Genomic DNA, 21,968 nt, shown 5'->3' on the forward strand with positions numbered 1-21,968 from the left:
GGAGTCAAATGCATGACGAAGAAAAAAAAACGGACATACGATCCATTTACTGCACTACGCCCGGTATCGCTTGATCTTCAACTGGAGGAACTAGCACGAAATCTATATGAGCTTGCCAGTGAGGGATCGAAATCGACCTGGGATGAAATTAAAACCGGAGATATAAAAGAGAACCCCGACTTGAGAAGAAGGTTTCTGTCTTTAGCACATGCCGGAATGCATGAAGCACAGAACATGATCATTAAATTCATCCAGTCCGGCGACAGCCTGACTGATTCACATAGTGTCTTATTTAAAGGCATTGCCGACCACATGGCTTGGCAAATGATTGGAAATCAACTTTGCTACGCCCGACGCTTTTATAAAGAGCAGAATCAGGTAAACCTAAAAGAGTCAAACTTCGACTCAGTTGTTTTAGCAGCCAATCAAACGATCAGCAGAGACCCTGGTAGTTTTTCACTAATTTCCGATTTGACTTCTTTCGTTCAAGTTGGAGACTTACTTACAATGGGTTCACTCGGAGGCATTGGCATTGGTGAAGTAAAAGAAGGCAAGAAAAATCATGATGTATTTGAGTTCATGAATTTTTTTGCAAAAAGTGGTTGTTCTCGCTCACTCCACTACTTCGCACAAGAACACGGGAAATCCGGGATCAAGCAACTGCAGCGTATGTCTCGACAGGTTGAAAGGATGGGGCATGTGAAGGAGGTCATGACGAGTGGCTCCTCACTGGATCCAGACACGAATCAAAAGATCTACATTCCAGACGAGTTTGTCTACATGCCGAGCTGGGATGATGAACTAAATGCAATTCTAGAGAAGTCTGACTCAAATGGATGGGCATTAGACGTAATAGACGATTGTTTATTTATAGCTTCGTACTCAAAAAGCTCATTCATAGGCAAGGGACATATTGCTTTCAACATGTGGTTTGATGAATTTGGCGGTACGAAAAACTGCCCAAGATTTAGATTATTTGATTCGATGACGCACCCGCTAGCTCTTCCTATCTTTAGCTTGAAAATCTCGAAAAACCACAAACTCGATATCCTATTTGGAAGAAAAAATGTTTGCATCGGCCTGAATATTAGCGGTCTGATCGACAAACTTAAAAAATCAGGATTTAAGGTTCGCGAAGGTACAAATAGAGAGGCCAGTCAGCTTGATCAACAAGGTTTTCACCCCTATCGGCATAATGGTAAAGCTATTTATGTCGGTAATGAACAGCAAGAAATGGCGCTTATGGATGGTATTTTCTTGAGAATGATATTTCACAACCAGCGCCCAATTGAAACAATACGGGCAATATTGAATGGTTCAAGTGAACCAACACCCATAGAGTCATTCAGCTGAGACTCCCAGTGCATGCGGGCCAGCGGCAGTGCGTATCGCTCCAATCCCCAAACCACCTTCGAACGCCAAGATCTGACGCGGTGTGGATGAGGGAGTGCGCGCATGAAGTTGAGAGGATGATTGAAGCGAGCAATCCTGCAAGCGGCATTAGCGGTCCTCCGTCAGAGGTACTACGACGTTTTCATGTTGACCCACGGGAAACAGGTTAGGAGGGTTAGTTTTTTATTGGGAGCGCTGAAAGCCTTGTCCGCTATGGCTTTTCGAATGATTGGCAAGGTTAGCTTTTCGGTTAGGTCTGGTTATTTCCTAACCTTTATTAGTGTTAAATATTCAATATATTAATTCCTTTAAAAACAGATAGTTACGAAATCCTAACCTTTGACCTAACCCAACCTAACCCATCAAAGTTAGGTCTCAAGCCCAACAAATACGGGCCTTCCAACCCAATCACACCCCCTCAAAAAAAAACTAACCTTTTTCCCGAGGCACCTACAGAATTCAGCCGTCCGTACGTGCTTATAGGCGTTGCGCAAACCATCCACCCTCGCAGGGTTCCGCAGGTTTCTCCCCCCTCCCAAACTCCAAGGAAGCGCCCAGCCTGAGCCTCCGAGAGTGGTCCGCAGGTCCGCAGAAAAAGCGACCCATTTAGCCCGCAGGCGAGGTGGGGGGACGACGGCGCGCGCCAGGAGCTGAAGCACGTCACTGCCCCGATTTGTGGCACGTCACTGCCCCGAAATAGCACTGAGCACTTCGTCGCCCTGATTCGCCGATTTGACTCCGCTGAATTACTGTATGCACATACAGCATCAGTTATAGCAGTCTGATCTCATGAGTATCCCCCCTAAAGCTGAGTGGCTTGCCCACTGGCGCCGACACCTGGACGACCACGAACTCCGCATGAGTTACCCCGAGGCTTACCGTCAAGGCTGCCTGGCCATCAGCAAAGACATGGTCGATGCTGAGGTCATCGATCAGGCTCAGAAGTTCGAACTGGATGAGCTCGCAAACGCTGCGTACTGGCACGCCGTTGAGACGCTGATCGATTGCGAACCTGAATTCATATCGTCCGCCTTCTACGACCTGGTTCCTCGGGGCGGCGGGCCGCGGCTGGGCAAGCTCTGGGGAAGAACCTATTACCCGGAAGGCTCGGAGGAATGGGCAGCCCAGGTGATCGATGAGAAAGAAAGTCGTCGGCTCGTGTTCCGAATCAATTCGGATGTGTGGTCAATGGACGGCCTGACGATCACAACGGCCGACGGCAGCATTTATGACCTGATGATCACTGGCCAACGCATCAACGGACGCGAGTACGCGAACATCGATGATCCGGACGCATACCGAGCCCTCGCGGACCAAGCGTTGGTTGCCCTGGAGAATCACGACTTCGAAACCTACCGCCGTGCTCGCCCTCTTCTGCTCGCTGCAGCATTCAGGAAGTGCTCAGCCTGTCTTGACCGGTTCGCGATGCGAGAAGACTGTGCCGTCTGCGAGGGGCGCGGGTTTGTTGCCAGAGATGGGGACAGGTCTACAGTTTAGAGATCGCTGGCCTACCACCAGGGCGCTCATATGTGCGGACGACTTTCGCAGTACCGCGGTATTCACGACTTTGTCGCAGCCCTGAGCATGCCCGGGGCCCTGATCAATAGCGTCGGTGATCAGCCCCTGGGGCGCTACAACGCCGCGCCGACGATGCAGCTCGCCCTCTTCCACGTCGCCGAAGACAAACTACACGCCGACGCCGTGCGCTGGGGGTGGCGGCCGCACTGGGCCACCGACCGCGCCGCGCCAATCAATGCCAGAGTCGAGAAAGTGGCTCACGGGCCGTTCTTCCGCCAGATCTGGCCGCACCGGGCCATATGCCCGATCGACAACTGGTTTGAATGGGTGGACGAAGGCGGCCCGAAGAAACAGCCCTACCTGATCCGACACCGCGACGGCTCCCCCATCCTCTGCGCCTCAATTGGACAACTGCCGGATCCAGACGGAGGTCACGGGGAGAACGACGGTTTTGTGATCATTACTGCCGACAGCGCCGGCGGCATGGTCGATATTCACGACCGCCGGCCGGTGGTCCTGGCCCCGGACCTGGCCCAGGAATGGCTCGACCCCGCAACGCCCAAGGAACGCGCCGAGCAGATGGCCTTGCACCAGGGCGAGCCCGCCGAAGCCTTCGAATGGTTCAAGGTAAGCACCGCCGTCGGCAACGTCCGGAATCACGGGCCAGAGCTGATCACTCCCCAACGCTAAGAAGGCTGATTTCTGAACAAAAGAAAGCCGCCCAGACGGCGGCTTTACTCCACAATCAGAGGGCGCTACGTCTCCTTTGCACCCAGCTCAAACGGCTTGAACCGGACGACATCCTCGCCAAGCCATTCGTTGACCTGAGCCAGGCGCGCCTGCAGTGGCTCCAGCTCATTGACCGCCCACACCTCAGCAGCCTCCCGCAATGACCCGAAACCACCTGCGTTCTGAGGCACGATGCCCATCAACTGCGGCGGAATACGCAAGGCCGCGAGCAGGTCGTCGCGGCTGATGTTTTTGATTGAGCTGAATTCATCCTTGGCCGCGACCTCGCTGACCGGGATCAGCTGGATGCCGTCCTTCTTCCCGGCCGGCGCATAGACGAACAGGTTGCGGAAGTTGCCCGGGCCTTTCGAGTTCTTCAGCGCGGTACGCAGCGAATCGATGTCCTCTTCCTTCTGCGCCGCGTCGGTCATGTAGAGGATGAAACCTGCATGACTGCCGTTGTTGTAGTACTTGCGGCGAAACAAGGTGGCGCTCTCGTTCAGCAGCGCGCTTTGCAGCGCCGCCAGCCACTCCGGCAGGCCATAGATCTCCTGGTTGATATCGGCCTCGCGCAGGTGGCAGATGGAGCCCGGGGCGAACTCGTGCTCATCCTTCCAACCCCGCACCTGGTAGTAGGTCACCAGATCGGCGCCGCGGCGCATGTACTTCGCCAGCGGCGGGACCAGGCCCAGGGTGTTGCGCAGCATGTTGTTGCGCTTCTCCAGGTAGCAGTTACCGCACCAGAGCCAGTCCAGAGCGAACTGCTCGAAGGCCTGACGGCTGAGCAGCTTGTGGGGGATGAAGGTGCGGGCCAGCATGTTCCGCTTGAAGTTCAGCCCAGACTGCAGGTACACGCTGGCCCGGGTGGTCTTTGCCAGGCCATCCATGGACATCGGTGTTTCGTACCAGCGGCCGTTAAGCCAGCACTGCAGGTAGTCGAGGATCTCGCGGCCATCCAGCACCGGCGTCGGGTCCCCAAAGGTGAAGGCCTCCACCGGGCCGGCCTCGGCCTGCAGCAGCTCCCCTTCTTTCGGGGCATTGGCGGTTACCAGCTGTTTTCCGCGGTTACGTCTGCTCATCAGTAGGACTCCATAAATCCGGTGTTCGCCGTGGTCTGCCCTTCGAGGGGTTCGTTGTGCAGGGCGTGGAAGGTCGCCCACGCCAAGTCGGCATGGCCGGTTTCGTCGGTGCGACCGGCCGTGTAGGTGAACTGGCGCCCGGAGGCGGTGACGGTCTTTCGAATAGCCATCAGCGACTGGGCCATATCCGTCCAGCCGGCATCGAACTCCAGCCGGCCGTTCTTGATCACGTCGTAGGCTTTCAGCACCAAGCGGGTTTTGACTTCGGGCGAGTAGCTGAAGGTGGTGATGTTCGGGAAGAACGACTTCACCAGCTGCGCCACGCCTGAGCCCATGCCGGTGATGTCGATGCCGATGTAGGTCACCCAGTAGCGCTGGGTGACCTGGCGGATGGCCTCGGCCTGGGCCGCGAAGTCCATGCCCCGGAACTGGTGCCGCTCCAGGATTCGGAACTTGCCGCCGGGCACCATGGGGGGCGCGATCACCACCATGCCCGCGCTATCGCCGTTTTCCGCTGGGTCATAGCCCACCCAGACTTGGCGATCGCCGAACGGCCGCGCGGCGAAGGGCTTGTAGTCCTCTGCCCAGAGGTCCCAACTGTCCACCATGCAGGGCTGCAGCATTGCCAGCGGGAAGATGCTGGCCCCGTCGTCGATGAACTGGCACATCAGCAGGTTCTGGAAGGCCTCGGCGTCGTACTCAAGCCGCAGTTCGTCCAGGTCGAACAGATCACAGCCCCGCCCTTCCGCGTCCAGGATGGTGACGATCTGGCGCCAGATCCGGTCCTCGCAGAGCCGCCCCTGCTGCAGGGCGTTGTGGGACACGTCGAGCTTGATCCGCTGAGCCGCCGGCTTGCCCTTGTTGAATCGCTCACCGGTCCAGAAGGTGTAGGCCTCATGCGCCATGCTCGACGGCGTCGAGAAGTAGGTCCGGCGGTATTGCTTCTGCATCGCCATGCCGCTGGCGACCTTGTTGAGTTCCTTGAACTTGAAGGTCCAGAAGAATTCGTCGAAGTAGAAGTTGCCGTGATAGCCCTGGGCGGTCCGGGCGTTGGTCCCCAGGAAGTGCAGCTCGGCACCGTTGCTCAGGATGATCGGATCACCGGTCAGCTCGATACCGACCGTCTCCCGGGCGAAGGCCTGGATGTAGGCCTTGAAGATGTGCGCCTGATTCTTCGAGGCCGAAAGGAAGATCTGATTGCGCCCAGTAGTCAACGCATCGATCAGCGCCTCCCGGGCGAAGTAGAACGTCGCGCCGATCTGCCGGGACTTGAGGATGGCGCGGGTACGCTGGTTGCCCGCCTTGTACCAGTCCAGCTGATAGCCGAAGCATCCATCGATGAACGCCTCGGTCAGCTTTTCGATGTGTTCTTCATCGAACTCGTTGCGCTTCGGTGCCTTCTTCGGCCCCTCGTTGCGCTTGGCCAGGTTCGGGTTCAGCTCGGTTTCGGTACCGCCCTCGGTAAAGCGCCGGATCCGCGCCTGGCGCTCCAGCTGGCGGTGCAGCAGGTCGATTTCCTTGTAGTCCGCCCCTGACTTGGGGTCCTTGAGGATCAACTGCACCAGGCGCGCTTCGGTGGCCGCTTCGATGCGCTCCAGCGGCGTGGCCCGGTCCCATTCGTCCCGGGCCTTCCAGCTGTGCAGGGTCTTTTCCTTCTCCCCGATCAGCTCGGCGATCTCGCACACGCGATACCCCTGCCAATACAGGTGTTTGGCGTGGCGGCGATGATCGGTGGGCAAATCGACGATGGCATTCATGGCGCAGATGCTGCCGCCCGCGCGCGAACACTTCCCGCGCCGCCCCTTGTAAGCCGTGGATCTACAACAGCGCCTCGTTGCCCGTCTCGCCCGCGCTCAACAACATGCCCTCATCGCCAAGGCACACAGCCACCGCACTGAGGATTCACGCATGGCCGGCAAAACCGACACCCCAGCCAAGAAACACCGCTCCAAGTTCTTCCGCGTCGCCGTTGAAGGCGCCACCACCGATGGCCGCCAGATCGAACGGCAATGGCTGGTCGACGCTGCCGAGACCTACAGCCTGAACACCTACGGCGCCCGGGTCTGGATCGAGCACATGCGCAGCATGCTGCCGGACAGCCCGTTCCGCGCCTATGGCGACGTGGTCGCGTTGAAGACCGAAGAGGTCGAGATTGCCGGCGCCAAGAAGCTTGCCCTGTTCGCCCAGATCGAACCCACTGCCGACCTGGTGAACATGAACAAGGCCCGGCAGAAGCTCTACACCAGCATCGAGATCCGCCCGAAGTTCGCCGACACCGGCCGCGCCTACCTGGACGGCATCGCGGTGACCGATACCCCGGCCAGCCTGGGTACCGAAATGCTCACGTTCAGCGCCCAGAACCCGGACAAAAACCCACTGGCAGCCCGCAAGCGCGACGCCAGCAACCTGTTTTCCGAGGCCATCGAGGTGGCCCTTGAATTCGAGGAAGTCGAGGACGAAGGCGGCAAGGTCGCTGGCCTGTTCAGCCGTGTGCTCGACCTGCTCGGTAAGAGCAAGGACAAGGAAGGCAAGGACGCCGCTCTATTCACCGAGCTCGGCGAGGCCGTCGAGGCCATGGCTGAGCATGTCGCCGGCCAGGGCCAGGCCTTCGCCGCCGAGAAAACTGCCCGCGAAAGCCTGCTCGCCAAGCACGAAAAACTGGCTGCCGACTTTTCGGCGCTGGTGGAAAAGCTCGAAAAGACGCCGGCCGGTACCAGCCAGCAACCGCAGTTCACCTCTCGCCCCGCGGCTACGGGTGGTGACGGGGCTCTCGTCACCGACTGCTGATCCCAACACGGACAACACCAAGCCAAGGAACATCGGAGAACACCATGCGTAACGATACCCGCGTCTTCTTCAACGCCTACCTGCAACAACTCGCGCAGCTGCACGGCGTGAGCGACGTCACCACCAAATTCACGGCCGCCCCCAGCGTTGCCCAGACCCTGGAAACCCGCATTCAGGAGTCCAGCGCCTTCCTCAGCGCCATCAACGTTTACGGCGTCTCCGAACAGTCGGGCGAGAAGATCGGCATCGGCATCGACGGGACCATTGCCAGCACCACCGACACCACCGTTAAGGACCGTGAGCCCCGCGACCCGAGCGGCCTGGACAATCGCGGGTACACCTGCACCCAGACCAACTTCGACACCGGGATTCGCTACCAGAAGCTCGACCAGTGGGCCAAGTTCAAGGACTTTCAGGCGCGCATTCGTGACGCCATCATCAAGGCCCAGGCCCTCAACCGGATCATGATCGGCTGGAACGGCACCAGCCGCGCCGCGACCTCCAACCCATCCACCAACCCGCTGTTGCAAGACGTGAACATTGGCTGGCTGCAGAAAATGCGCCTGGAAAACGCCGCTCGCGTGTTGCACGAAGTGGTCGACGGCAGCGGCAAGATCCAGATCGGTGCGGGCAAGGACTTCGAAAACATCGACGCCCTGGTCGTCAGCATGGTCAACGAGTTCATTGAGCCCTGGTACCAGGAAGACACCGAACTGGTGGTGGTCTGCGGTCGCCAGCTACTGGCCGACAAGTACTTCCCGATCATCAACAAAACCCAGGCGCCGACCGAGATGCTCGCGGCCGACATCGTCACCAGCCAAAAGCGAATTGGCAACCTGCCAGCCGTTCGTGTACCGCACTTCCCGGCCAATGGCCTGTTGGTAACCCGCCTCGACAACTTGTCGATCTACTGGCAGGAAGGTACCCGCCGCCGCACCGTCGTTGACAACGCCAAACGCGACCGCATCGAGAACTTCGAGTCGGTCAATGAAAGCTATGTGATCGAAGACCTGGGCTGCGCTGCCATGGCCGAAAACATCACCCTGAGCTGAGGCCGGCAATCATGACCAACCCCTGCCGTCGTCACTTCCAGCGCGTAACAGCAGCCGTTGCAGCGGCTGCTGTCGCCGGGCCAGCCCTGACCATGGATGGCGCAACCATCTACGAGCTGCACCTCGCCAAGCTCCAACAGGATTACCTGCGGCTAAAACAGGTGCAGTCCACCGAGGGCAAGGCAGAGCTCAAGCGGCAATTGCTGCCGGAGTACGAGCCCTACGTCGAAGGCATGCTTGCCGAGGGCAAAGGCGCCCAAGACCAGGTGCTGACCACCTTGATGGTCTGGCGCATGGACGCCGGCGACTTCAAGGGTGCCCTGGACATCGCCGCCTACGTGATCGAGCACCAGCTGCTGATGCCGGATCGCTTCGAGCGCACCACCGGCACCATCGTCGCCGAAGAGATCGCCGAAGCCGCGTTGAAGGCCCAGAAAGCCGGCGGCAGCTTTGACCTGGAATTGCTGCTGCGCACCGAGCAGATCACCACCAAGGAAGACATGCCGGACCAGGCCCGAGCCAAGCTGCACCTGGCCATCGGCAAGGCGCTTTCTGCTCAGGTCGCCGATGACGCCCCCGCAGACACTGCCCTCCAGCCCCTGGAGCAGGCCAAGACACACCTGGCCCGCGCCATCGAGCTGCACAGCAACTGCGGCGGCAAAAAGGATCTGGAGCGCGTCGAGCGCCTCCTCAAGAAACACACTGCGCCAGCCCCTTAAAGGCACGCAGTTAACCGAGCGTCCCCACGCACCCCGCCGGCTCGGGGCGGATCGGCCAGACCGCTCCGCCTGAACGTGAAGCCCCGACCACCGGCGACTTACTGAGCGCAGCACCATGAGCGGATTCGTAGCCGGCGGCACCACGCCAAGCGGCCACATCAACACCGACCCATTCTGGCCCTCGATCGACCTGGACCAGCTGCGCGCCACCTTGCGCATCGACAGCAGCGTCACGCCGGCTCGTCTGGAAACAGCGGTGATCAACGCCGCGATCAGCGTCAACCGGGAGCTCGATGACTGGCGCATAGCCCAGCAAGCTGCAGGCTATGCCGAACTGAAAGACGTCCCCAGCCCTCTGGTCAAGGATGAATCCGCCCAGGTCCACCTGTACCGCCGAGCGATCGAGGCCGGCGTTGGCGCTGAGGTCTGTGAACGCTACCGCTCCTACGACAGCACCAACACGGGCAACCGCAAGGCCGAAGAACTGGCCCCGAACATCGATGACTACCACCGCGACCAACGCTGGGCCATCCGCGATTTCCTGAGAACCAAGCGCACCACCGTGGAGCTGATCTGATGGCTGTCACCCTTCGCGCCCTGCAAAACGACACCGTCGACGCTCTCTGCTGGCGTCACTACGGCCGCACCGCCGGCGTCACCGAGGCGGTGCTTGAGGCCAACCCCGGGCTGGCTGATCACGGCCCCACCCTGCCGCAAGGCCTCGCCGTTCAAATGCCCGAAGCCCAGACCACAGCCCCACAGCGGCAGATGGTGAACCTATGGGACTGATCCACTTGAGCCGCCTCCTTGAGACCTACCACCCTGGACCCTGGAATGAAGCGAATGCCTGACCGTCCCGACACCTGGGCCTGGTTCGCCGCCTGGCTCGAACAGAACTGGCCGACCCTGTACGCCGGCGTCCTGGCGCTGATCATCGCGGCCCTACGGATCATGTACGGCGGGGGCACCCTACGCCGGGTGCTGGTCGAGGCGCCGCTCTGCGGGGCGCTGGCCCTGGCTGCCAGCCACGGCTTGGCGTTGCTCGGCATCCCGGCATCGACCGCCCCGTTTTTCGGTGGCGTGATCGGCCTGCTCGGCGTCGAGGGCACTCGCGCCGCGGCCCGCAAGTTTTTCAACCGCAAGGTAGAGCAACTATGAACACACTCCGGCACGGCGATCGCTCGCAGGCGGTTCGAATCCTGCAGAAGAACCTCAACAGTCACGGCATTACCGTGGCAGTGGACGGCGACTACGGCGACGCCACCGAAATGGCCGTTCGCGCCTACCAGCTCAAGGCCGGCCTGGTTGTGGACGGCATCGCCGGCGAGAAAACCCAAACCAGCCTGGCCGGTGGCGATTGCGCTCTGCTGCTGAAGAACGCCGACCTGGTCAGCGCTGCCCAGCGCCTGGATCTGCCCCTCGCCAGTGTCTACGCCGTCAATGAGGTCGAATCGAACGGCAAGGGTTTCTTCGCCAACGGCAAGCCGGCGATCCTGTTTGAGCGGCACATCATGTACCGCCAGTTGAAGACGCCACGTCACCCGGGCGACGACCCGGCAGAACTCAAGCGCCACGCCGACGAGCTCGCGGCGCAGTACCCGGCCATCATCAACCCGAACCCCGGTGGCTATGCCGGCGGACCTGCTGAGCATCAGCGCCTGGCCACCGCCCGCCTCATGGATGACACCGCGGCCCTCGAATCCGCCTCCTGGGGCGCCTTCCAGATCATGGGCTTTCACTGGAAGCGCCTCGGCTATGCCAGCGTGCAGGACTTCGTGACGGCCATGAGCGCGAGCGAGTCCCGCCAGTTCGACGCCTTCGTCCGCTTCATCGAGACCGATCCGGCCCTCCACAAGGCGCTGAAGGCCCGCAAGTGGGCCGACTTCGCCAGGCAGTACAACGGACCGAACTACCAACGCAACCTGTACGACACCAAGCTCCAGCGCGCCTATGAGCGGCACAGCGATTGCAACTGCGGTCAGGAGGTACCGGCATGATCGATCTCGAAGCGGTGCACAAGCTGAAGGTTGAAGACGGTGATGTCCTGGTCGTACCGGAAAACACCAAGGCAGAAGACATGGAGCTGCTGGCCGAGGCGCTGCAATTTGTCGATCCAGGCTGCCGGGCGATTGTGATTCGCGGCCCGCTCGAACACCTGGACGTCGGCGCCATGAACAAACTGGGCTGGTACCGGGCATGACCGGCAAGATCGCCTACCTCGAAATCTCCGGTCGCCAGACAGGAAAAACCACCCGCCTGGTGAAAATCGCAAACGACCTCACCGCCCAGGGGGAGACGGTGATTTTCGTCATCCAGCAAGCAGAGGATTTACTCGGGCGCCTGCCAGGGGTCGTCGTACTTTCGGACCATCAGGCCCCTCCTGATGACCTCAACCTGGAACAAGCTATCTGGATCTACGACGAGTTCGACTGGCTCAAGTCGGCCAAGGTCCGCAACGGCGGGTACTACGCAACGACGGCGAGACGAGTCCGCGACCTGGGGATCGATACCTCGGAAATGGATCTGCTGTTGCAACTGATCGAGCTCAACGGCGGTGGCTATCAGCGCCATCTTCTGACGCCGGGGGTAATCGATGAGGCCTACTACGAGGAGGCGCGCGCGGCCTACACCGATGAGCAGTACCGCCAGTTGATCCTGGGGGAGTTCCTCAAATGAGCACCATCCGCCAGATCCTGCTGGGCCTGGCCTTGGTCGGCGTGTTGGGGCTACTGCTCTGGGGCCAGCAACAACGCATTGAGGTCGCCGACAAGAACCGAGCAATGGCCGAGAAAAACACCCAGGACGCGCTGGCCGCGGCCGGACGCAGCGAGGGCAAAGCCAACGCCCTGGAGGCTGCTCTTTCCGGCGAACGCGAGGCCCAGGCCCGTCTGCGCACGGAACAGGACCTGCTACGCCAGGGGCTCGCCAAACGACAACTCACCATCGAGGGGCTGAAACGTGAAAACGCTGATTTGCGCGCTTGGGCTGACCAGCCCTTGCCTGATATTGCTCGCCGGCTGCGCGAGCGCCCCGCCCTCACCGGCGCCGACGCTTATCGTCAGTGGCTGTCCGGCCGTGGTGCCCTGCAGCCTGCCGGCGACCAGGCCAAACAGTAACGGCGACCTCATCACCGACCAGGACCTTAGCGAGGCCGCCTGGGCCGAATGCGCGGGCCAGGTCGACATGATCTACCGTTACCAGCAGGCCAAACCATGAACAAACCCGATAGCCTGCGGGCCTTCCTACTGGAACAGATCCCGGAACTGCGCCACAGCCCCGACCGACTGCTGATCTTCATCGACAACGGCAAGGTCCGCTGCACCGCGGCCCCCAGCCTCTCGTTCGAATACAGCTATGACCTCCAGGTAATCCTGACCGACTTCGCCGGCCATCCGGACAGCGTCATGCTGCCGCTGCTGGAGTGGCTCCGCGTGAATCAGTCCGAACTGCTGGAGAACCTCGACAAGTCCGCCGACGGCATCAAGTTCGAGGCCGACCTCATCGACAAGAGCAAGGTCGACATGAGCTTGACCCTTCCCCTCACCGAGCGCGTGGTCGTTCGTACCGATGATGTAGGCAACACCACCATCAGCCACCCAGGTGAACCCCAGCGCAACCCCGCATGGCCCGAGAGTGGCCCGGAATGGATAGTGCCCAATGGCCGACCTTGAAGCGCTTGAGGATTGGGCCGCGGGCCTGCTGGGGCAGCTGCAGCCCGCCGCCCGCAATCAGCTCGCCCGAAGCATCGGCCAGGCCCTGCGCCGTAGCCAGCAACAGCGGATCATCGCCCAGCGCAACTCAGACAAGAGCAAGTATGCACCGCGCAAACAGCGGAACCTGCGGGGCAAACAGGGACGCATCAAGCGCCAGGTACAGATGTTCAAGAAGCTGCGCACTGCGAGCTTATTGAAGGTTCAGGGGGACGGTAATGCGATCAGCGTTGGGTTTACTGGGCGGGTGGCCCGTATTGCGCGCGTGCATCAATATGGACTACGGGACCGTGCCGAACGTAGTGCTCCGGAGGTGCGATATGAACAGCGAGAAATTCTAGGGTTCACAGAAGCTGATCTAGATCTGATCCGCGACAGCTTACTCCAGCACCTGATACAGTGAACTTAACTTAAATCGAAACAGCCACTTCAACAACCCATCAGTCACGAGCTAATTATGGACATAAAAAACATAACACGGAGCATCATAAAATCGTTTCAAGGCCACCCAAGAACAACTGCTGCAGTACTTATAACTCTCACCATATCAGCCATCACAAAACTTGCTGACAAACCATCAGAATACAACATAGTAATTGCCTCACTAATTGCTTTAATAGCTGCAATGATGGCTCACCATTCAGCAACAATGGTCTCTACAGACAAAACCAGAAAAGACAAACGAGACGAAGACCATCTTAGAAGAACAGTAATAATTAGAGCAAAGGTTATGGCTGCAGAGCTTGAAAGCCTGACACAGCAAAAACACATCGATTTTAATGAGAAAATCGACATAAAAATGCATCATACAAATGAGAAAAACAGACTAAATGTAGAGCTACCTCTTGCGTCACTATATATTTGCAGGATCTCACTACCTGCCGACTTCAACTACATAAAAGAAAACCTCGGACTAATTCCATCACCCGTAGTAGTCAACTGCATTTCAAGAATATCCTTCATAACAGAAACAATAAACTCCCACATAGATTGTCAAAAAACCAACGTCAGCGACTTTACAAATTACATATCCAGCGCAGATAAAATAGCCTCAAGCGAAAAAGAGAATGTAAAATTAGTAGCCTTTTCATCACTATCAAACTTCCTAACATCACAACCAACAAACCGGCTTTCAAGCGCCTTAGACTCCTTGCGCGAGATTTCAACTGTACTCTCCGAAGAGATGAAAAACATAAGCCATTAAAAAATGATGCAGGCAACACCACCAGCCACCAAGGTGAATCACAGCGCAACCCCACATGGCCCGAGAATTGCCGGGAATGGATAGTGCCCAATGGCCAACGTTGACGCGCTTGAGGATTGGGCCACAGGCCTATTAGGGCAGTTGCATCCCGGACGGGAGCAAGTACGCACCGCGCAAACAGCGGAACCTACGTGAGAAGTCAGGCGGACTCTTCGGAAGCTAGCGATGTTCAAAAAGCTACGGACGGCACCGCATCTGACAGTAAGTGGTAATAGCAATTCCATGACGGAGGGATTCACCGGGTGAGTAGCCCGGATTGCCAGGGTTCAACAGTGTGGTTTGATAGTGTGGAACCTGGAGTCGCTGACGTGCGCTATGAACAACGCCAAGTGCTAGGGTCTACCAACGCGGATTGGAGCTTATCCGCGATGGCATTCTAGCTCATACAACCTAAAGATCTTCAATATTTATAACATCATCTTCAATCTCGAAAGGCGGCGGCGACTTATAAAGAACAGATCGAGACACCTCTCCCTTAAATTTTAACTTAGATTTAAAGTAATACTTAAAGGCGCTCACCAATTCCTCAGGGGCACGGGGATCAAGAAGTATTCTATCGATAAAAACATGCGGATCTATTTTTACAGCCAAACCCTTTTTATCGCTTGCGCGATCCTCGGACAGAGCAAGAAAAGTCGCTCTCCATTCATTTTCGTGCCTAAACGCATCGCGCTTCAGGTAAAGCATATCTGTAGCTCTACTAATGTTGAATTCCTGCCGCAATTCACTTGCAATCGCTTTTGCCTCGATATTTATAGCAACCTGACTTTTATATTCAACACTTCTTACTCGATATTTATACCCCTTTTCTTTACAGGCCGCTTTCATTACAGCGACAATTTTCTCAGCTGTGGTAGATATACGCACTCCCATACCATTTTGGGAGTAAATCCTCCACATTGCATCTGAAATTCCTAGTTCGCTCCAACACTGCGCAAAAATCGCATGATCTTTAGAGTGTTTAATTCGTTGCTCATAAGGATCTTCCCAAGTGCTAGGCTTAGCAAAATACAGTTCTTTTTTTTCAAATATTTGAACGACGCGAGAAAAATCCATTATTCGATAAAGCCGTTTTGAATTTTCTTCAACTGCCATGTAACTTTTCCTTTTTCGTCGGCACTGTTGTGGATGAAAGATGCTGTGATCGGAGGCTACTGTTTAGCCATCATGATGTCCAACAGCTGTAGACGAAAAATCTTGATGGTTGGCGGTTCTACGGGACTGTAGGACGATTAGATACAAGTTTGTATTGCTGCACTCCCTCGCGCGCAGCGCCACCATCGGCGCCATGAACGATCTAGCCACCCTCGCCCGCCTGATTGAAAACCTCATCCGCTTCGGCGTTGTCGCCGAAGTCCAGATGAAGCCCCCGCGCGTGCGTGTGAAAACCGGTGAACTGACCACCGCCTGGCTGCCATGGTTGGCCTTGCGTGCCGGATCTGACAAGGAGTGGGACCCACCCACCGCCGGCGAACAGGTGCTGTTGATCAGTCCCTCGGGTCAGCTCGGCAACGGCGTGGCCTTGACCGGCTTATTCAGCGACAGCACCCCGGCCAACGGTGATCGCGCCGGTCTCCACCGCCGCACCTACAGCGACGGCACGGTGATCGAGTACGACAGCGTCGCTCATCACCTAAATGCCACCCTGGCCCCGGGCGGTACCACCAACCTGGTCAGCGACGGCGGCATCACCATCGTCGGCCCGATCACCCACCAGGGCGACTACACCCAGACCGGCAATCAGATCGTAACCGGCAAGGTCACCGTTTCAGATGACGTTGTCGCGGCCGGTATCAGCCTGGTCAAACACCTGCATGGCGGCGTGCTGCCTGGTGGAGCCAAGACGGGAGTACCGGAATGAACAGAGAAACCGGCGCCGCCCTCAGCACCGAAGAGCATATCGTCCAGTCCTGCACCGATATCCTGACCACGCGCCTCGGTACCCGGGTGATGCGCCGTGAATACGGCAGCGTCCTGGCCGAGCTGGTTGACCACCCGTTCAACGATGCAACCCGCCTGCGCGCTTACGCGGCCACCGTGATGGCCCTGATGCGCTGGGAGCCACGGATTACCTTGAGCCGGGTGCAATTCGTTGGCGTGACGCTCCAGGGCCAGTCGGTGATGGACATTGAATGCAGCCGAGTTGATACCAACGAGCCGTTAAGCCTGAGCGTTCCGCTGCAACTGGGTGCCAGCGTATGAGCACCTTTGTCGCCATCGACCTGGGCCAGTTGCCGGCGCCGCAGATCGTCGAGCAGATCGACTACGAACAGATCCTCGCCGAGCGCAAGGCCTACGCCATCAGCCTCTGGCCCGTGGAGGAGCAAGCCGAGATTGCCGCCCGACTGGCGCTGGAATCTGAGCCACTGACCAAGCTGCTGCAGGAGAACGCCTACCGGGAAACCATCTGGCGCCAGCGGGTCAATGAGGCCTCTGTCGCCAACATGCTGGCCCTGGCCAAGAACTCCGACCTGGACAACCTCGCGGCAAACTACAACGTCGCCCGCCTGGTGGTGCAGGAAGCCAACCCCGCGGCCGTGCCACCGATTGCCCGCATCATGGAGAACGACGACAGCCTCCGCGAGCGTGCCCAGATGGCCTGGGAAGGCCTGAGCACCGCGGGGCCGCGCAACAGCTACATCTTTCACGCACGCTCCGCAGATGGCCAGGTTGCCGACGCCACGGCAGAAAGCCCGGCGCCAGCCGAGGCAGTGATCACCGTACAATCCCTGCTCGGCGACGGTACGGCCTCACCAACCCTGCTCGCAGCGGTCAAGACCTACCTCAGCGACGACGACCGCCGGCCCGTCGCCGACCGGCTGACCGTCCAGGGCGCCGAGATCATCAATTACCAGGTCAAGGCCACGCTCTACATGCTGAGCAACGGCCCCGAAAACGAGCTGGCCCTCGCCGCAGCCCAAGCCAGCCTCCGGGCATTTGTGCACCAGCGCCGGCGCCTGGGCCTGGAAGTGTCCGAATCGGTGGTGCATGCCCGGCTGCACGTCGAAGGCGTGCGCAAAGTCGTGCTGCAGGACTGGGCGGATATTGTTGCAACGCCCTATCAGGCGCCGTTCTGCACCGCTATCAACCTGGCGTTGGGGGTTGAGTGATGGTCGACCAACCTATGTTGCCACGCAATTCCACCCCGCTGGAACGCCAGGCCGCCCAGGCCCTGGCCCAAATCCAGCGGGTGCCGATTCCGCTGCGCCAGCTGTACAGCCCGGATCTGTGCCCGGCTCATCTGCTGCCGTACCTGGCCTGGGCTTTCTCGGTCGATCGCTGGTCCAGCCAATGGACGGAGGCAGCCAAGCGGGCCGCGATCCGTGCGGCGTACTACATCCACTCACGCAAGGGCACCATCGGCGCCTTGCGGCGGGTGGTGGAGCCGCTGGGCTATCTGATCGAGGTCGTCGAGTGGTGGCAGAAGGTGCCTAACGGGCCGAGGGCGACCTTTGCGCTCAAGGTCGGTGTACTCGACACCGGTATCACCGAGGAGATGTACCAGGAGCTGACCTGGCTGATCGACGATGCCAAGCCCCTCACCCGCCACCTGATCGGCCTCGATATCACCCTTGAAACCCGCCTGAACGCCTACACCGGCGTCGCCGTCTTCGACGGTGACGAGATCGACGCCTACCCCTGGACCAACCCGGACCTCGACATCGTGATCCAGGGCTATAGCGGCGTCAGCGAATACACCCTCGACGAACTGGACGTGTACCCCCATGGTTAATCAGAACTCCATTTTCGGCGGCATGCTCACCAGCCTCGGCGCTGCCAAGAAAACCAACTGCGACGCCCTGGGCATCCCCTGGGAGCCCAGCTACATGCTCATCGGTGACGCCAATGACACCGACCCGGTGCCAAGCCCTGGGCAAACGCAGCTGATCCGCCAGGTCTACCGCGCACCGCTCAATGCGCTGTACGTCTCGCCGACCGATGACAAGGTGCTGATCGCCGAGCTGGTGCTGCCGCCGGAAGTCGGCGGCTGGTGGATTCGGGAGCTGGCGATCGAGGACAAGGACGGCGTGTTCTGTGCGGTCGCCAACGTGGCCCCCAGTTACAAGCCGCTGCTCGCCCAGGGCTCCGGGCGAAATCAGGTCGTGCGGATGCACATCATCACCAACAGCACAGCCAACATTCAGTTGAAGATTGACCCGAGCGTGGTCCTGGCGACGCGCTCCTACGTCGATCAGCGCATTCTGGAGGAGCTGAACAAGCAGGACTTCAAACATTCGGTGCTGGTGGCGACCTCTGGAGCCATCGCTCTGAGCGGCCTGCAGACGATTGACTCGGTGGCCGTGGCCGCCGGCAACCGCGTCCTGGTCAAGAACCAGCCCCAGGCCAAGGATAACGGGCTGTACGTTGCGGCTGCGGGCGCCTGGTCGCGAACCCAGGACGCCGATACCAGCCTTGAAGTTACCCCGGGGCTGTTTGTCCACGTTGAGAAAGGCGTAGCCAATGGCGACAGCGTCTGGCAGTTGGTGACCGATGGGCCAATTGTGCTCGGTACCACAGACCTAGCCTTCGAAATGGTGGCCGGCCGCACAGGCGTGAATGCGGGGACCTACACCAAGGTCACGGTGGATAAATACGGCAAGGTGATTGCCGGAGTAAACCCCAGCACACTGGCTGGCTACGGCATCACCGACACTTACACCAAGGCTGAGATCGAGGCGCTGGTAGCCAAAGCGTCGTCGCTGCCAGTGGGCTCGATGGTGGCGTTTCCCAAAGCCAACGTGCCACCGGGGTTCCTTGAGATCGATGGCAGTGTGAAGAGCATTGCCACCTATCCAGACCTGGCAGCGTACCTAGGAACAACGTTCAACAAAGGCGGCGAGGGCGCCGGTAACTTCCGGCTGCCTGAGTCCCGAGGTGAGTTTCTGAGAGGCTGGGACCATGATCGGGGGGTTGATCCTGGCCGAGAAATTGGCAGTTGGGCCCCGGATGAGTTCAGATCGCACTTTCACGGTGCTCCAAACTCGGATGCTGCGGGCGGGGTCTACGGTAGCTGGTTGTATGCCGAGCTCGGCAACGCTGCTACGAACTACGAAAACATCACGAAGAACGCTGGCGGCAGTGAAACCCGTCCCCGCAGCATTGCGGTCATGTGGTGCCTCAAGGCTTGGGGGGCGCCAGTCAATCAGGGAAACATCGACGTTGCCGGCTTGGCCGCACAAGTTGATGGCTTTTCGGGTCGGTTGACAGCTCTGGAGGCACGGCCACGGGGTCTTGGTGATGGTCAAACCTGGCAGCACGTCACCGCCTCCCGTGTCTCAGGCACTGTCTACACGAACACAACCGGGCGGCCGATCTTTGTGCAAGTGTCGTTCACTACCGGCGGCGTTTATGTCGTTGTCGATGGCGTGAACTTGACGGTATCTGCATATCACGCGGCTTTCATCGTGCCAGCGGGATCGACTTACAAAGTCACGTATGGCAGTCCTGTTAACTTGACCTGGGTGGAGCTTCGTACATGAGATATTTCAACAACCCGCAAACGGGCGAGGTGCATGCATACGATGATGATGCCCCGGAGCACTTCATCGCCGGCTATCTGCTGCCAATGTCCGATGAGGCAGTTCGATCGTACATTGCCAGTGCAAGCGCGCCTCTGCTCGACCCTACAACCGAGGAACGTAACTGGCGTGATGTCGAGTTGACCTCTGTGCTCTGGCTGCGTGAGCGTCACCGTGATCAGCTTGAGATAGAAGCGCCGACCACACTTACCGCCGGCCAATTCAAGGAACTGCTGGTATACATGCAGGCTCTGCGCGACTGGCCGCAGTCGCTGGACTTTCCCGCTATCCAGCGTCGCCCCACTGCCCCAGGGTGGATTGCAGAGCAAATCGAGTAGCCCGGCTCCGTGCTTTCTCCCTGTATCCCCCTTCCCTACAACCCGCCGCGCTCGCCGATCCGGCGCGCGCGCGGCAGCCTGTGCACTGTCACCCCATTACTGCGCAGGCAAAACCCATGGCCGATTATCTCCACGGCGTGCGGGTCCTCGAACTCAACGACGGCACCCGCCCCATTCGCACCATCCCCACCGCTGTTATCGGCCTGGTATGCACTGCCGACGACGCTGATCCGCTGGCATTCCCGCTCGATACCCCGGTCCTGCTGACCAACGTTCAGACCGCGGTCGGCAAGGCCGGCACCAAGGGCACCCTCAGCGCAAGCCTGCAGGCCATTGCCGACCAAACCAAGCCCTACATCATCGTTGTGCGGGTCAAGGAAGGCGAAACCGAAGCCGCGACCACCAGCGCCCTGATCGGCACCACCACCGCCGATGGCAAATACACCGGCATGAAAGCCCTGCTCGCCGCCAAAGCCCGTGTCGGCATGGTGCCACGCATCCTCGGCGTACCAGGCCTCGACAGCCTGCCGGTGGCGACGGCACTGGTCTCGATCGGCCAGCAGTTGCGGGCCTTCTGCTACGTCAGTGCCCGGGACAGCAAGACCAAGGAAGAGGCCGTTGCCTACCGCGAGAACTTCGGCGCCCGCGAAGTCATGGTGATCTGGCCGGACTTCGAACATTGGGACACCACCGCCAACGCGACAACCAAAGCATCTGCAGTAGCCTGCGCCCTGGGCCTGCGGGCGAAGATCGACCAGGAGGTCGGCTGGCACAAGACCCTGTCCAACGTCGCGGTCAACGGCGTCACCGGCATCAGCGCCGACGTGTTCTGGGACCTGCAGAACCCGGCCACCGACGCCAACTACCTCAACTCCAACGAGGTGACCACTCTGATCAACGAGGGGGGCTTTCGCTTCTGGGGCAGCCGGACTTGCAGCGACGATCCGCTGTTCGCCTTCGAGAACTACACCCGTACAGCGCAGATCCTCGCCGACACCATGGCCGAGGCGCACATGTGGGCCGTGGACAAGCCCATGACCCCGTCCCTGGTGAAAGACATCATCAACGGCATCAACGCAAAGTTCCGCGAATTGATCTCGGCCGGGTACCTGATCGGTGGCAACTGCTGGTACCAGGAAGACGCCAACGACAAGGACACCCTCAAGGCCGGCAAGTTGTTCATCGACTACGACTACACGCCGGTTCCACCGCTGGAAGACCTCACCCTGCGGCAGCGGATCACCGACCGCTACCTGATGGACTTCGCCAGCAAGATCAACAGCTAACCAGGGGCTCCCTCGCGAAGGGAGTCACCCCGTGCCAGGACACCGGAGAACACCGCCATGGCCATGCCTCGCAAACTGAAAAACCTCAACCTGTTCAACGACGGCAACAGCTACCTGGGCTTGGTCAAGTCGGTCACCCTGCCGCCCCTCGGCCGCAAGATGGAGTCCTACCGGGGCGGTGGCATGAACGGCTCGGTCAAGGCAGACCTGGGCTTCTCCGATGACGGCATCCAGTTCGAATGGAAGACCGGCGGCCTGGACCTGATCGCCCTGCGCCAGTTCGGCTCGGTGAATGCCTCCGGGATCATGCTGCGCTTCTCCGGTGCCTTTCAGCAGGACGACACCGGCGACGTCAGCACCGTCGAGGTGGTGGTACGTGGCCGGCACGAAACCATCGAGATGGGCGATGCCTCCCCCGGCGAAGACACCGAGCACAGCATCACCACCACCTGCAGCTACTACAAGCTGACCGTGGACAACGAAGACATCATCGAAATCGACCTGCTCAACTTCATCGAGAAGGTCAACGGCGTCGACATGCTGGAGAAACAGCGCAACGCCATCGGCATCTGATC

General features: G+C 59.2%; 27 protein-coding genes and 1 pseudogene. 25 read left to right on the forward strand and 3 right to left on the reverse strand.

Translation table 11 applies throughout. The features are described from left to right. Positions 1 to 12 precede the first annotated feature (12 nt). From M2395_RS10910 to M2395_RS10920, 3 genes are all read left to right on the forward strand, one after another. Positions 13 to 1,353 (forward strand): hypothetical protein, encoded by a 1,341-nt coding sequence (locus M2395_RS10910; RefSeq protein WP_148071253.1) that lies wholly within the window; start codon positions 13 to 15, stop codon positions 1,351 to 1,353. Between the two features lie 897 nt (positions 1,354 to 2,250). Continuing rightward, complete coding sequence (locus tag M2395_RS10915) at positions 2,251 to 2,889, forward strand: hypothetical protein (protein WP_233447054.1); 639 nt, start codon at positions 2,251 to 2,253, stop codon at positions 2,887 to 2,889. Between the two features lie 30 nt (positions 2,890 to 2,919). Then, positions 2,920 to 3,600 carry an SOS response-associated peptidase family protein gene (locus tag M2395_RS10920; protein ID WP_123430327.1) on the forward strand — a complete coding sequence of 227 codons (681 nt, stop codon included), beginning with the start codon at positions 2,920 to 2,922 and terminating at the stop codon, positions 3,598 to 3,600. 65 nt (positions 3,601 to 3,665) lie between these two features. Here M2395_RS10920 and M2395_RS10925 read toward each other — a convergent pair whose 3' ends face one another. Next, positions 3,666 to 4,718: a phage portal protein gene (locus tag M2395_RS10925; protein WP_123430326.1), complete on the reverse strand. Its 1,053-nt coding sequence runs from the start codon at positions 4,716 to 4,718 to the stop codon at positions 3,666 to 3,668. Beyond that, positions 4,718 to 6,475: a terminase ATPase subunit family protein gene (locus M2395_RS10930; RefSeq protein ID WP_123430325.1), complete on the reverse strand. Its 1,758-nt coding sequence runs from the start codon at positions 6,473 to 6,475 to the stop codon at positions 4,718 to 4,720. The genes M2395_RS10925 and M2395_RS10930 overlap by 1 nt, the downstream gene beginning before the upstream one ends. Before the next feature lie 151 nt (positions 6,476 to 6,626). Between M2395_RS10930 and M2395_RS10935 the strand changes: the two genes are divergently transcribed. From M2395_RS10935 to M2395_RS11000, 14 genes and pseudogenes are all read left to right on the forward strand, one after another. Next, positions 6,627 to 7,505 (forward strand): GPO family capsid scaffolding protein, encoded by an 879-nt coding sequence (locus M2395_RS10935; RefSeq protein ID WP_123430324.1) that lies wholly within the window; start codon positions 6,627 to 6,629, stop codon positions 7,503 to 7,505. 44 nt (positions 7,506 to 7,549) lie between these two features. Next, on the forward strand, positions 7,550 to 8,557 hold the full coding sequence (locus M2395_RS10940; protein ID WP_123430323.1) for a phage major capsid protein, P2 family: 1,008 nt from the start codon (positions 7,550 to 7,552) through the stop codon (positions 8,555 to 8,557). An 11-nt stretch (positions 8,558 to 8,568) separates the two neighbouring features. Next, a complete protein-coding gene (locus M2395_RS10945) occupies positions 8,569 to 9,276 on the forward strand; it encodes a terminase endonuclease subunit (protein WP_123430322.1) in 708 nt (235 codons plus the stop codon). 115 nt (positions 9,277 to 9,391) lie between these two features. Further along, positions 9,392 to 9,853: a head completion/stabilization protein gene (locus tag M2395_RS10950; protein WP_015634863.1), complete on the forward strand. Its 462-nt coding sequence runs from the start codon at positions 9,392 to 9,394 to the stop codon at positions 9,851 to 9,853. Then, on the forward strand, positions 9,853 to 10,065 hold the full coding sequence (locus M2395_RS10955; protein WP_015634862.1) for a tail protein X: 213 nt from the start codon (positions 9,853 to 9,855) through the stop codon (positions 10,063 to 10,065). Before M2395_RS10950 ends, M2395_RS10955 begins: the two co-directional genes overlap by 1 nt. 45 nt (positions 10,066 to 10,110) lie before the next feature. Next, entirely contained in the window at positions 10,111 to 10,434 is a 324-nt protein-coding gene (locus M2395_RS10960; protein WP_185057763.1) for a phage holin, lambda family, read from the forward strand. Beyond that, positions 10,431 to 11,273, forward strand: coding sequence for an N-acetylmuramidase family protein (locus tag M2395_RS10965; protein ID WP_123430320.1), 843 nt, complete (start codon positions 10,431 to 10,433; stop codon positions 11,271 to 11,273). Before M2395_RS10960 ends, M2395_RS10965 begins: the two co-directional genes overlap by 4 nt. Then, a complete protein-coding gene (locus tag M2395_RS10970) occupies positions 11,270 to 11,476 on the forward strand; it encodes a hypothetical protein (protein WP_110596778.1) in 207 nt (68 codons plus the stop codon). The genes M2395_RS10965 and M2395_RS10970 overlap by 4 nt, the downstream gene beginning before the upstream one ends. Next, complete coding sequence (locus M2395_RS10975; RefSeq protein WP_123430319.1) at positions 11,473 to 11,952, forward strand: hypothetical protein; 480 nt, start codon at positions 11,473 to 11,475, stop codon at positions 11,950 to 11,952. Before M2395_RS10970 ends, M2395_RS10975 begins: the two co-directional genes overlap by 4 nt. Beyond that, the gene (lysB, locus tag M2395_RS10980) at positions 11,949 to 12,392 is read left to right on the forward strand and encodes an Rz-like lysis system protein LysB (protein ID WP_123430318.1); all 444 of its coding nucleotides are present in this window, start codon (positions 11,949 to 11,951) and stop codon (positions 12,390 to 12,392) included. The genes M2395_RS10975 and lysB overlap by 4 nt, the downstream gene beginning before the upstream one ends. Continuing rightward, a pseudogene (lysC, locus tag M2395_RS10985) lies at positions 12,307 to 12,492 on the forward strand (Rz1-like lysis system protein LysC); the annotation flags it as partial. The gene lysB and the pseudogene lysC, both read left to right, overlap by 86 nt. After that, complete coding sequence (locus M2395_RS10990) at positions 12,489 to 12,947, forward strand: phage tail protein (RefSeq protein ID WP_123430317.1); 459 nt, start codon at positions 12,489 to 12,491, stop codon at positions 12,945 to 12,947. The pseudogene lysC and the gene M2395_RS10990, both read left to right, overlap by 4 nt. Beyond that, entirely contained in the window at positions 12,934 to 13,389 is a 456-nt protein-coding gene (locus M2395_RS10995; protein ID WP_123430316.1) for a phage virion morphogenesis protein, read from the forward strand. Before M2395_RS10990 ends, M2395_RS10995 begins: the two co-directional genes overlap by 14 nt. 54 nt (positions 13,390 to 13,443) lie before the next feature. Next, positions 13,444 to 14,190, forward strand: a complete 747-nt coding sequence (locus tag M2395_RS11000; RefSeq protein ID WP_148071252.1) for a hypothetical protein — start codon at positions 13,444 to 13,446, stop codon at positions 14,188 to 14,190. A gap of 450 nt (positions 14,191 to 14,640) precedes the next feature. On the opposite strand, the gene M2395_RS11010 is transcribed toward M2395_RS11000, so the two are convergent. Further along, positions 14,641 to 15,345, reverse strand: a complete 705-nt coding sequence (locus M2395_RS11010; protein WP_123430315.1) for a DUF2971 domain-containing protein — start codon at positions 15,343 to 15,345, stop codon at positions 14,641 to 14,643. Between the two features lie 193 nt (positions 15,346 to 15,538). Here M2395_RS11010 and M2395_RS11015 point away from each other — a divergent pair, with 193 nt between their 5' ends. The 8 genes from M2395_RS11015 (at position 15,539) to M2395_RS11050 (ending at position 21,966) form a co-directional block, all read left to right on the forward strand. Continuing rightward, a complete protein-coding gene (locus M2395_RS11015) occupies positions 15,539 to 16,111 on the forward strand; it encodes a phage baseplate assembly protein V (protein WP_123430424.1) in 573 nt (190 codons plus the stop codon). Further along, on the forward strand, positions 16,108 to 16,452 hold the full coding sequence (locus tag M2395_RS11020) for a GPW/gp25 family protein (RefSeq protein ID WP_123430314.1): 345 nt from the start codon (positions 16,108 to 16,110) through the stop codon (positions 16,450 to 16,452). The genes M2395_RS11015 and M2395_RS11020 overlap by 4 nt, the downstream gene beginning before the upstream one ends. Next, the gene (locus M2395_RS11025; RefSeq protein ID WP_123430313.1) at positions 16,449 to 17,360 is read left to right on the forward strand and encodes a baseplate J/gp47 family protein; all 912 of its coding nucleotides are present in this window, start codon (positions 16,449 to 16,451) and stop codon (positions 17,358 to 17,360) included. Before M2395_RS11020 ends, M2395_RS11025 begins: the two co-directional genes overlap by 4 nt. After that, entirely contained in the window at positions 17,360 to 17,983 is a 624-nt protein-coding gene (locus M2395_RS11030; RefSeq protein WP_123430312.1) for a phage tail protein I, read from the forward strand. The genes M2395_RS11025 and M2395_RS11030 overlap by 1 nt, the downstream gene beginning before the upstream one ends. After that, on the forward strand, positions 17,976 to 19,730 hold the full coding sequence (locus tag M2395_RS11035) for a phage tail protein (RefSeq protein WP_123430311.1): 1,755 nt from the start codon (positions 17,976 to 17,978) through the stop codon (positions 19,728 to 19,730). The genes M2395_RS11030 and M2395_RS11035 overlap by 8 nt, the downstream gene beginning before the upstream one ends. Then, positions 19,727 to 20,107, forward strand: a complete 381-nt coding sequence (locus M2395_RS11040; RefSeq protein WP_123430310.1) for a phage tail assembly chaperone — start codon at positions 19,727 to 19,729, stop codon at positions 20,105 to 20,107. Before M2395_RS11035 ends, M2395_RS11040 begins: the two co-directional genes overlap by 4 nt. Before the next feature lie 116 nt (positions 20,108 to 20,223). Then, a complete protein-coding gene (locus M2395_RS11045; RefSeq protein ID WP_123430309.1) occupies positions 20,224 to 21,393 on the forward strand; it encodes a phage tail sheath protein in 1,170 nt (389 codons plus the stop codon). Between the two features lie 57 nt (positions 21,394 to 21,450). Next, positions 21,451 to 21,966, forward strand: a complete 516-nt coding sequence (locus tag M2395_RS11050) for a phage major tail tube protein (protein WP_123430308.1) — start codon at positions 21,451 to 21,453, stop codon at positions 21,964 to 21,966. The last annotated feature ends 2 nt before the right edge of the window (positions 21,967 to 21,968 follow it).

The organism is Pseudomonas sp. BIGb0176 (assembly GCF_024810175.1).
GTDB classification, from domain to species: Bacteria; Pseudomonadota; Gammaproteobacteria; order Pseudomonadales; family Pseudomonadaceae; genus Aquipseudomonas; species Aquipseudomonas protegens.